General features: G+C 44.8%; 7 protein-coding genes. 2 read left to right on the forward strand and 5 right to left on the reverse strand.

Translation table 11 applies throughout. The annotated features are described in order from the left end of the window. Positions 1–20 precede the first annotated feature (20 nt). Both rpoC and rpoB read right to left on the reverse strand, forming a co-directional pair. Positions 21–3680: a DNA-directed RNA polymerase subunit beta' gene (gene rpoC, locus T546_RS0112585; RefSeq protein WP_026891910.1), complete on the reverse strand. Its 3660-nt coding sequence runs from the start codon at positions 3678–3680 to the stop codon at positions 21–23. Positions 3681–3698: 18 nt separating this feature from the next. Continuing rightward, positions 3699–7565 (reverse strand): DNA-directed RNA polymerase subunit beta, encoded by a 3867-nt coding sequence (gene rpoB, locus T546_RS0112590; protein ID WP_026891911.1) that lies wholly within the window; start codon positions 7563–7565, stop codon positions 3699–3701. A 207-nt stretch (positions 7566–7772) separates the two neighbouring features. Between rpoB and T546_RS0112595 the strand changes: the two genes are divergently transcribed. Continuing rightward, positions 7773–8225 (forward strand): hypothetical protein, encoded by a 453-nt coding sequence (locus tag T546_RS0112595; protein ID WP_024834844.1) that lies wholly within the window; start codon positions 7773–7775, stop codon positions 8223–8225. A 231-nt stretch (positions 8226–8456) separates the two neighbouring features. Next, positions 8457–9077 (forward strand): superoxide dismutase, encoded by a 621-nt coding sequence (locus T546_RS0112600; RefSeq protein ID WP_026891912.1) that lies wholly within the window; start codon positions 8457–8459, stop codon positions 9075–9077. A 121-nt stretch (positions 9078–9198) separates the two neighbouring features. Here the strand turns inward: T546_RS0112600 and T546_RS0112605 are convergent, their stop codons facing one another. The 3 genes from T546_RS0112605 to T546_RS0112615 are packed head-to-tail and all read right to left on the reverse strand — an operon-like array spanning position 9199 to position 11552. Then, positions 9199–9645: a DUF1934 domain-containing protein gene (locus T546_RS0112605; protein WP_024834842.1), complete on the reverse strand. Its 447-nt coding sequence runs from the start codon at positions 9643–9645 to the stop codon at positions 9199–9201. Positions 9646–9656: 11 nt separating this feature from the next. Next, positions 9657–10475 (reverse strand): glutamate racemase, encoded by an 819-nt coding sequence (gene murI, locus T546_RS0112610; protein ID WP_026891913.1) that lies wholly within the window; start codon positions 10473–10475, stop codon positions 9657–9659. Positions 10476–10487: 12 nt separating this feature from the next. After that, on the reverse strand, positions 10488–11552 hold the full coding sequence (locus T546_RS0112615; protein ID WP_026891914.1) for a D-alanine--D-alanine ligase family protein: 1065 nt from the start codon (positions 11550–11552) through the stop codon (positions 10488–10490). Positions 11553–11568: the final 16 nt, after the last annotated feature.

The following is an 11568-nucleotide window of genomic DNA, read 5'->3' on the forward strand; positions in this document are numbered from 1 at the left end:
CAGTCAGAGCGTTTCACTTCTTATTCTTCTATATCGTCTTCACTGATGGATAAAATCTCATCTGCTTCTTCGAAACGGTCATCGGTTAATAAGATCTCATCATCTTCTGATAACAGAATCTCATCATCCTCTTCCAGTTCCGCATCTGTACTTAAATTGATGGTACGGTAACGCTTCATACCAGTACCAGCCGGAATCGGCTTACCGATAATAACGTTTTCCTTAAGACCGATCAGGTGGTCAACCTTACCGTTAATAGCGGCTTCGGTCAGAACCTTTGTGGTCTCCTGGAAGGAAGCGGCTGACAAGAAGGAATCAGTTGCAAGAGATGCCTTTGTAATACCAAGCATAACCTGCTTTCCATCTGCCGGCTCTTTGCCTTCTGCAAGGAGTGCATCATTTAAGTCATTATAATCAAGAACGTCCATAGAGGTTCCTGGAAGGACATCGCTGTCTCCGCTCTCCTCGATTTTGATCTTTTTAAGCATCTGTCTTACGATCATCTCTACGTGCTTATCATTGATTTCTACACCCTGGAGACGGTACACACGCTGTACCTCCTGGATCATATAATCCTGTACGGCACGAACGCCTTTGATCTTTAAGATATCGTGTGGATTCACACTACCTTCGGTCAGCTCATCACCAGCCTCAAGTACCTGGCCATCGGCAACCTTGATTCTGGAACCGTAAGGAATCAGATAGGTCTTGGAATTGCCAGTTTCATTCTCAGTAATGATGATCTCACGTTTTTTCTTGGTATCCTTAATAGCAACCACTCCGCCGAACTCAGCGATGATGGCAAGACCTTTCGGCTTTCTTGCCTCAAAAAGCTCCTCGACACGGGGAAGACCCTGTGTGATATCGCCACCCGCAACACCTCCGGTATGGAAGGTACGCATGGTAAGCTGTGTTCCTGGCTCACCGATGGACTGAGCAGCAATGATTCCGACTGCTTCACCAACCTGAACTGGCTGGCCGGTGGCCATGTTGGCTCCGTAGCATTTTGCACAAACTCCCTGATGGGATTTGCAGGTAAGGACGTTACGGATCTTGATGGAATTACGGCCCATCTTATCTAATACCTTCATAACAGAAGAAGCACGTTTTGGAGTACACATATGGTTCTCTTTTACAATGACCTCTCCAGTATCAGGATCAGTAATGGTTTCTGCAATAAATCTTCCGGTGATACGTTCTTCCAGGCCCTCAATGGTTTCCTGGCCGTCTGTAAACGCCTTGATCTCCATAAATGGAATGTCTTTTCCTTCGCAGCAGTCGATCTCACGGATAATCATATCCTGTGAAACGTCTACCAGACGTCTGGTCAGGTAACCAGAGTCGGCGGTACGAAGAGCTGTATCGGAAAGTCCTTTACGAGCTCCATGAGCGGAGATAAAGTACTCCAATACGTCAAGACCTTCACGGAAGTTTGATTTGATAGGAAGTTCGATGGTATGACCGGTTGTATCGGCCATAAGTCCACGCATACCTGCAAGCTGCTTGATCTGCTTATCAGAACCTCGGGCTCCGGAGTCAGCCATCATATAGATGTTGTTGTACTTATCAAGTCCGGTAAGCAGGTCATGGGTAAGCTGATCATCGGTTACCTTCCATGTGTCAATAACTTCTTTATAACGCTCTTCCTCTGTGATAAGACCACGGCGGAAGTTTTTAGCAATCTGGTCAACCGTTGCCTGAGCTTCTGCAATCAGCTTTGGCTTGCTTTCTGGCACGGTCATATCGGAAATGGAAACCGTCATGGCAGCTTTGGTTGAATATCTATAACCAATGGCCTTAATGTCATCTAAGGTCTCTGCGGTCTGTACAGCTCCGTGAACGTTAATAACCTTTTCAAGGATCTGCTTACACTGCTTCTTACCTACATGGAAATCGACTTCCATTAAGAGTTCGTTGCCTGGAATGGAACGGTCTACGAAACCAAGATCCTGAGGAACGATCTCATTGAAGATGAAACGTCCAACTGTGGATTCTACTACTCCGCTCTTCATGGTACCATCAGGCATTCTCTTTGTAACTCTTGCCTTGATTCTGGAATGAAGGGTAACTGCCTGGTTCTCGTAAGCGAGAATGGCTTCGTTAACACTTCTAAATACCATTCCTTCGCCCTTAGCACCAGGACGCTCCTGGGTCAGGTAGTAGATACCAAGAACCATATCCTGAGACGGAACGGCAACAGGGCCACCGTCGGAAGGCTTTAGAAGGTTGTTTGGTGATAACAGAAGGAAACGGCATTCTGCCTGAGCCTCTACGGAAAGAGGCAGATGAACCGCCATCTGGTCACCGTCGAAGTCGGCATTAAACGCAGTACATACCAGTGGATGAAGCTTGATTGCCTTACCTTCAACCAGGATCGGCTCGAAAGCCTGGATACCCAGTCTATGAAGAGTAGGTGCACGGTTTAGCATAACCGGATGCTCTTTGATAACATCTTCCAGTACGTCCCAGACTTCTGTCTGAAGGCGCTCAACCATCTTCTTGGCATTCTTTATATTATGTGCAGTTCCGTTGGAAACCAGCTCTTTCATAACGAAAGGCTTGAATAACTCAATAGCCATCTCTTTTGGAAGACCGCACTGGTAAATCTTAAGTTCAGGACCAACGACGATAACAGAACGTCCGGAATAGTCAACACGCTTTCCAAGTAAGTTCTGACGGAAACGTCCCTGTTTACCCTTTAACATATCAGAGAGGGATTTTAATGCACGGTTTCCAGGTCCGGTTACCGGTCTTCCTCTTCTTCCGTTGTCGATTAAGGCATCAACGGCTTCCTGAAGCATACGCTTTTCGTTACGTACAATGATGTCAGGAGCGCCAAGCTCTAACAGACGGGCAAGACGATTGTTACGGTTAATAATTCTTCTGTAAAGGTCATTTAAGTCAGAGGTAGCAAAACGACCACCATCTAACTGAACCATCGGACGGATATCCGGTGGTATAACCGGTACAACGGTCATGATCATCCACTCTGGTAAGTTGCCGGAGTTTCTGAAGGCTTCTACTACTTCCAGACGCTTGATGATTCTTGCACGCTTCTGGCCTGTGGCCTCCTTTAACCCTTTTTTCAACTCCTCAGAGTCTTTTTCAAGGTCAATGGATCGTAACAGTTCTAAAATGGCTTCTGCACCCATTCCTACACGGAATGCGCCATGGCCGTACTTCTCTGTCTCTTCACGGTATTCCTTCTCAGATAAGACCTGCTTATACTGGAGACCGGTGTTGCCGGCATCCAGTACCACGTAAGATGCGAAATAGAGCACCTTCTCTAAGGTTCTTGGAGAAATGTCCAGAATGAGACCCATACGGCTTGGTATTCCCTTGAAATACCAGATATGGGAAACAGGGGCAGCAAGCTGGATATGGCCCATACGCTCTCTACGAACGCTGGCTTTTGTTACTTCCACGCCGCATCGGTCGCATATAACGCCTTTATACCGAATTTTTTTATATTTACCGCAATGACATTCCCAGTCCTTGCTCGGTCCAAAGATTCGTTCACAGAACAAACCGTCCTTTTCCGGCTTTAAGGTTCTGTAGTTGATGGTCTCCGGCTTTTTTACCTCGCCGTGGGACCAATCCAGAATCTTTTCCGGAGAAGCCAGACCGATTTTTATGGCGTCAAACGTCATTGGGTGGTAAGTTTCATTGTTTTCAGGCATGAGCGGTTCTCCCTTCTATTATTCTTCGTCTGAATCTTCAACATCTACGTCATCGAAATCTTCAAACGAATCGTCGACTTCTTCAGTCTCCTCTTCTTCACTGACAGCAACCAGTTCATTATCCTTAAATTCCTGCTTCTGATAACCGAAATCACCGAAGGATTCCTCTTCACGATAATGTCTGTCACCCTCTATGATGGATCTTAAATCCGTCTCTTCGAAGTCTGTGCTTTCAGCAATCTGAACCTCAGTATTGTCATCACGCAGCACTCTTACATCCAGTGCCAGTGACTGAAGCTCTTTTAACAATACCTTGAAGGATTCCGGAATACCAGGCTCAGGGATATTTTCACCCTTAATAATGGCTTCGTAAGTCTTTACACGGCCTACAACATCATCGGATTTCACAGTCATGATCTCCTGAAGTGTATAAGATGCACCGTAAGCCTCGAGAGCCCAAACCTCCATCTCTCCGAAACGCTGTCCGCCGAACTGGGCTTTACCGCCGAGAGGCTGCTGGGTAACCAGTGAGTATGGTCCTGTAGAACGTGCATGGATCTTATCGTCTACCAGATGGTGAAGCTTCAAGTAGTGCATATGTCCGATGGTAACAGCACTATCAAAGTATTCTCCGGTACGTCCGTCACGGAGGCGTACTTTTCCATCGCGGTTGATCGGAACACCCTTCCATAATTCTCTGTGATCCAGGTGATCACCAAGATATTCAATTACATCAGGCTTTAATGTGTCTTTATATTTATCCTGGAAATCTGACCAGCTCATATTTACATAATCATTAGCCACATCCAGAGTATCCATAATGTCGTTCTCGTTTGCACCGTCAAATACCGGGGTGGAAACATTGAAGCCCAAAGCTCTTGCTGCAAGGCTTAAATGGATCTCAAGTACCTGCCCGATATTCATACGGGAAGGAACGCCCAGAGGGTTTAATACGATGTCAAGAGGGCGGCCGTTAGGAAGGAACGGCATATCTTCTACTGGAAGCACGCGGGAAACAACACCCTTGTTACCATGACGTCCAGCCATCTTATCGCCGACAGAGATTTTTCTCTTCTGAGCAATGTAGATGCGGACAGTCTCATTCACACCAGGAGACAGCTCGTCGCCGTTTTCTCTTGTAAATACTTTTGCATCAACAATGATACCGTAAGCGCCGTGAGGTACTTTTAAGGAGGTATCACGAACTTCTCTTGCCTTCTCACCAAAGATGGCACGAAGCAGTCTTTCTTCTGCAGTCAGCTCGGTCTCTCCCTTTGGAGTTACCTTACCTACCAGGATATCTCCGGCACGGACTTCTGCTCCGATACGGATAATTCCTCTCTCATCAAGGTCTTTTAAAGCGTCCTCGCCGACACCAGGAACGTCACGGGTAATTTCTTCCGGTCCTAACTTGGTATCACGGGCTTCTGCCTCATATTCCTCGATGTGGACAGAGGTATAAACGTCTTCCTGAACCAGTCTCTCACTTAAGAGAACCGCATCCTCGTAGTTGTAACCTTCCCAGGTCATGAATCCGATCAGAGGATTCTTACCGAGAGCGATCTCACCATTCTGGGTAGAAGGTCCGTCAGCAATAACTTCCCCTTTTACCACGTGGTTGTTCTTATATACGATTGGCTTCTGGTTGTAGCAGTTGGACTGGTTGCTTCTCTTAAACTTCGTCAGGCGGTAAACATCCTTGCCGCCGTCGGAATCCCTGCGGATGATGATCTCATTGGAAGCAGACCGTTCAACCACACCAGAGTTTCTTGCAACTAAACAAACACCGGAGTCAACAGCTGCCTTTGCTTCCATACCGGTTCCTACTGCAGGAGCATCGGTGGTTAAAAGCGGCACGGCCTGACGCTGCATGTTTGATCCCATGAGGGCACGGTTCGCATCGTCGTTCTCAAGGAAAGGAATCATGGCTGTCGCTACAGAGAATACCATCTTAGGAGAAACGTCCATTAAGTCAATGTTCTTTCTCTGGAACTCAGATGTCTCCTCGCGGTAACGTCCGGAAATATTCTTATGAATGAAATGACCTTCGTCATCAAGCGGCTCATTCGCCTGAGCTACTACGAAGTTATCTTCCTCATCAGCGGTAAGATAAACCACTTCATCGGTAACAATTGGATTTTGTGCATCTGTCTTATCTACCACACGGTAAGGAGCCTCTACGAATCCATACTGGTTTACTCTTGCATAAGTAGCAAGAGAGTTGATCAGACCGATGTTAGGACCTTCAGGTGTCTCGATGGGACACATACGGCCGTAATGGGTATAGTGAACGTCTCGAACCTCGAATCCGGCACGATCTCTGGAAAGACCACCAGGTCCTAAGGCAGACAGACGTCTTTTATGTGTTAATTCTGCAAGCGGGTTATTCTGATCCATAAACTGGGATAACTGGGAACTTCCGAAGAATTCCTTAACCGCAGCAGTCACAGGCTTAATATTGATCAGGGACTGTGGTGTAATGCCATCCATGTCCTGAGTCGTCATTCTTTCACGTACCACTCTCTCCATTCTGGAAAGACCGATACGGTACTGATTCTGAAGAAGCTCGCCAACAGCACGTATTCTACGGTTTCCTAAGTGGTCGATATCATCTGCTGTGCCCACTTCTTCTTCCAGATGCATATTATAATTTATGGAAGCTAAGATATCTTCTTTTGTAATATGCTTTGGAACCAGCTCGTTTAAGTTTCTGTGAAGGGCTTTCTTAAGAGCCTCTTCGTCGTCACTGCCAACTTCTGCCAGAATTTTTTCAAGGGCAGGATAGAATACTAATTCTGTAACGCCTGCTTCCTTTGGATCAAAACTAACATGAGCAGATAAATCTACCATTAAGTTAGAAAGTACTTTCTGTTTGCGCTCCACACCTTCCAGCCACACAAAAGGAACAGCTGCATTCTGTATCCTTTCAGCAAGCTGCTTGTCTACTGTGGTTCCAGCCTGCGCGAGGATTTCACCAGTTACGGTATCAATCACATCCTCAGCCAGATCATGACCTGTAATACGGTTTTTGAAATGAAGCTTTTTATTGAATTTATATCTTCCGACCTTTGCAAGATCATATCTTCTTGCGTCAAAGAACATACTATTTAACAAACTTTCAGCACTATCAACAGATAAAGGTTCACCTGGGCGGATCTTCTTATATAACTCTAATAAGCCATCCTGGTAATTATCAGAAGTGTCTTTACCAAAGCTGGCTAATAATTTCGGCTCTTCACCGAACAGTTCAATAATCTCTGCATTGGTACCAAAACCAAGTGCACGGATCAGTACGGTGACTGGAACCTTTCTGGTTCTGTCTACTCGTACGTAGAAGATGTCGTTGGAGTCAGTCTCATACTCCAGCCATGCTCCACGGTTAGGAATTACCGTACAGGCATAAAGTTCCTTACCTACCTTGTCGTGTTCGATACCATAATATATACCTGGGGAACGTACCAACTGGCTTACAATAACTCGCTCGGCACCGTTAATTACAAAGGAACCAGTATCTGTCATAAGCGGAAGATCACCCATGAAGATCTCGTGTTCATTAATTTCATCTTTATCTTTATTGCAAAGTCTTACCTTTACCTTTAAAGGAGCCGCATAGGTTGCATCTCTTTCCTTGCATTCTTCTATTGTGTACTTGATATCGTCCTTACATAATGTAAAGTCGACAAATTCAAGACTTAAGTGTCCTGCAAAGTCTGCAATCGGAGAGATGTCTTCAAAGACTTCCTTCAATCCTTCATCAAGGAACCACTGATAGGAATTCTTTTGAATCTCGATCAGGTTTGGCATCTCAAGCACTTCTTTTTGTCTTGAGAAACTCATTCTCAGGCTCTTACCGGCTGGGACCGGACGCATTCTGCTTTTCTCCATTGACGTTTCACCCCTGTTTTCTTTCTAATTGATTCTGTTTGGGCATAAATGTCCCTACAAGGCACACAAAGCCACAATAGTGCACATTCCATAATATCATAGCGTTGTCAAGGTGTCAAGCATTTTTTACTTGTATTTCCCAGGAAAACGTGATATACTATTACAGATAGGCCCAATTTACAAAAAGAACTATTGGAGGTATTCCCGGTGAGCACATTTTTAAACGTATTAATCGTGATTCTTTTCATCGTAGTTGTGGCATTGGCAGTCCTTTATTTTCTCGGTAAGAAGCTGGAGAAGCGTCAGGTGGAACAGCAGCAGGCATTAGAAGCTGCGGCACAGACCGTTAACATGCTGGTTATTGATAAGAAGAAGATGAAGCTAAAAGACGCCGGCCTTCCTAAGATTGTGTACGAGCAGACACCAAAGTATATGCGCAGAACAAAGCTGCCCATTGTAAAGGCAAAGATCGGACCAAAGGTAATGACGCTGATTGCAGATGCCAAGGTTTTCGAAGTCCTTCCCATTAAGACAGAAGCAAAGGTTGTGATAAGCGGTATTTACATAACCGAGATCAAGAGCCTTAGAGGTAAAGCAGTTCCTCCCGCTCCAAAGAAGAAGTCATTTTGGGACAAGTTTAAAAAGAACGACAAAAAGTAAGTGATATCCATCACCGGAATGTTCTGTGGCGAATGCCCAGGTTGCGAACAACTTCGCACCTGGGCATTCTTTGTGTGCTTATATACAATAAACTTTTAAAAAGTCTGAAAAATCATCTTGACAATGCTTAAATTCATGATATAATGAAGCTACAAACAAGTTAGCAATGACTAACCAAATAATAAATACTGACATTTGAAAATAAATGATGGAATCGAAAGGAGAACTATTATGTTTAATCAAATTCAATTACCTTATGCGTACGACGCTTTAGAACCTCATATCGATGCTCTTACAATGGAAACTCATTATTCCAAGCACCATGCAGCTTATACAAAGAATCTAAACGATGCAGCCCAAAAGGCTGGTGTGGCAGATAAGGATATTTCTCTCCTACTATCTTCCCTTGATCAGATTTCTGATGAAGCCCTAAGAAAAGCCATTCGAAACAACGGCGGCGGTTTTTATAACCATAATCTATATTTCGGAACTATGAGCCCCAATGGCGGCGGCGAACCGGATGGAGATTTAAAAGCAGCTCTTGATCAGGCATTCGGAAGCTTTTCAGATTTTAAAGACAAATTAAGTGGCCTGGCTGCCGGACAGTTTGGTTCCGGCTGGGGATGGCTCTCAAGTGATAGAAACGGAAAGCTGATTCTATCCTCCAGTCCAAATCAGGACAATCCGCTTATGGAAGGAAACGGACACGTTCCACTCCTTGGCATTGACGTTTGGGAACATGCTTATTACTTAAAGTATAAGAACCTAAGAGCAGATTATATTAAGGCATTCTTTGAAGTCGTTGACTGGAATGCAGTTGCCGCCAATTACGCTAATGTATTAAAGGGTTAAAAAATAGACTCAATACCTATGATCTCAAAAAGTACTCCTCCAAAAATAGCATATAACACATAAAAAAAGATAGGCTCCGGTACAGAAATGAACCGGGCCTATCTTTTTTTATGTGTTTCTTCTAATTTAATAAGCGTATGTCAGCAGTGGCTTTGGAATGAATATCAAGATCAATGTCGCATTCTGAAATATGCTGATAATTAATATCCAGAGAATAAGCTACATGAACTCTTAACCGGTCTTCCTCTTCTATGACCTGGATGTCGTTGGTGCTTATCCCAATCATAAGTTCCCCATAAGGAGTTGCGTAGCATGCAATATTCTTCTTGTTTTTTTCAAATGTCATATGAACGCTGGAGCTGCCCCGTTTTATAATATCAAGACCTGAGGGACTGACTTTTATGGTGTTTTTGATGACTCCCTCAAAGCCTTCCTGTATCTCATCGTATAAAACGTAATGGTTTCCATTTTTAAGAAAATAATCTCCAGAAGTAATCATCTCAACCGTGTTGTTGTCTTCCTCTGCAATTTGTATCCCGCTGATGCTGATAAGGACATCTCTCGTCATAGTAAACTCCTTTAGAACTCTTCAATATTGATCTTCTTTGTCTGTTTTACCTGGTCAGGAAGAATGGAGGAAGCGAAATTAGTAAACTTCTCTGCCAGATCGCTGACATAAAACCGGTATTTGTCCTGAGAGGAATCATCTTCCTCATGTAACAGCTGGCTCTCACTTAATACCTGCTTTAATTCCAGTGCGGTTTCGTAAGCCGGATTCACCAGCGTGACCTCAGGTCCCATCACACGGCCTACGGTGGAGCGAAGTAAAGGATAATGGGTGCAGCCCAGTACCAGTGTATCAATAAACTTCCCTTTTAATTCAGATAAATACCTGGAAGCGATTTCATCGGTTACTGAATCATGAAGGAGTCCTTCTTCTACCAGGGGAACAAATAAGGGACACGGCTTTCCAATTACCTCAATGCCACCTTTCATCTCTTCCATCACCTTGGTATAAACTCCGCTTTGTATAGTACCTTCGGTTCCAATGATACCGATCTTTCCATTTCTGGTGGCGTCCACTGCTGTCTTTGCGCCTGCATGAATCACTCCGATCACAGGAATATCCAGTTCCTTTTCCACGGTCTCAAGAGCAAAGGCTGTGGCAGTATTGCATGCAATGACAATGGCCTTTACATCCTGAGTCATCAAAAAGCGTATGTTTTGTCTTGTGTAGCGGACGATGGTATCTTTTGATTTGGTTCCATACGGAACTCTTGCCGTATCACCAAAGTAAATCAGCCGTTCCTCCGGCATCTGCCTCATGATTTCCCGCACCACCGTAAGTCCGCCTACCCCGGAGTCAAAAACTCCGATGGGTGAATTTCTATCTGCCATGATGACTCTCCTTTAGGACTGGGAGCGATCCGCTGCATGCTTCAGTAAGCGGTTCACCAGTTCTTCCTTTGTAACGCCTGCATGTTCCCACAGCATGGGATACATGCTGATGGCAGTAAAGCCAGGCATGGTATTGATCTCATTAAATACCACGGTTCCGTCTTCTTTTACAAAGAAATCCACTCTTGCCAAGCCGTAGCCGTCTACCGCCTGGAAAATGGCCTTTGCTGCGCTTCTGATTGTTTCCGCTGCTCCTTCTGGGAGCGCTGGGTCCACTACTGTTTTTGATTCGGAATTATAATACTTCGCATCAAAATCATAAAACTCAGCGGCGGCCACGATCTCGCCTACTCCGGAGGCCTCTACCGGAGTGTTGCCTCCGCCAAAGACTGCACATTCGATTTCACGGCCTACGATCATCTCTTCTACCAGAATCTTTCGGTCATGCTCTCCCGCCAGAATAAGAGCTTCTTTTAATTCTTTTCCGTCTTCTGCACGGCTTACTCCTTTAGAGGAGCCTGCATTGGATGGCTTTACGAATACCGGATAGGTAAATTTATCTTCCACCTTTTTTACAATCGGGTCTAAATCATGTAATTCATGACGCATCACTGCTATGTAATCCGCCTGTCTGACGCCTAAATCCTTGACAATGATCTTCGTATATAATTTATCCATGGACACAGCGGAGGATAACACGCCACAGCCAACGTAGGGGATGCCGGAAAGCTCTAACAGGCCCTGAATGGTTCCGTCTTCTCCATACAGACCATGGAGCACAGGAAATACCACATCTGCTCTTACAAGCTCTGTTTTTTCTCCATCTAATAAAATCACGCTCTTCATGGTAGCATCGGGAGATAACACTGCAGATACACTGCCGTTTTTCCATGATCCGTCCTGAATGGCTTCTACAGAATCTGTTTTGATCCAGTGACCTTCTTCTGTGATTCCGATCAGAAGAAGATCGTATATTTCTCTATTGATATGGTTAATGACATTGATGACCGACATGCAGGAAACTACATGCTCTGAGGACTGGCCGCCAAACAGTACAACCGCATTTTTTTTGCCCATTTTAATCTCCTTACCA

Source organism: [Clostridium] aerotolerans DSM 5434, from assembly GCF_000687555.1.
Taxonomy (GTDB): Bacteria; Bacillota; Clostridia; order Lachnospirales; family Lachnospiraceae; genus Lacrimispora; species Lacrimispora aerotolerans.

What these genes read in the sequence shown, in the direction of transcription:
- rpoC (WP_026891910.1), bottom strand. Translation starts at nt 3,680, where the DNA reads ATGCCTGAAAACAATGAAACTTACCACCCAATGACGTTTGACGCCATA.
- rpoB (WP_026891911.1), bottom strand. Translation starts at nt 7,565, where the DNA reads ATGGAGAAAAGCAGAATGCGTCCGGTCCCAGCCGGTAAGAGCCTGAGA.
- T546_RS0112600 (WP_026891912.1), top strand. Translation starts at nt 8,457, where the DNA reads ATGTTTAATCAAATTCAATTACCTTATGCGTACGACGCTTTAGAACCT.
- T546_RS0112605 (WP_024834842.1), bottom strand. Translation starts at nt 9,645, where the DNA reads ATGACGAGAGATGTCCTTATCAGCATCAGCGGGATACAAATTGCAGAG.
- murI (WP_026891913.1), bottom strand. Translation starts at nt 10,475, where the DNA reads ATGGCAGATAGAAATTCACCCATCGGAGTTTTTGACTCCGGGGTAGGC.
- T546_RS0112615 (WP_026891914.1), bottom strand. Translation starts at nt 11,552, where the DNA reads ATGGGCAAAAAAAATGCGGTTGTACTGTTTGGCGGCCAGTCCTCAGAG.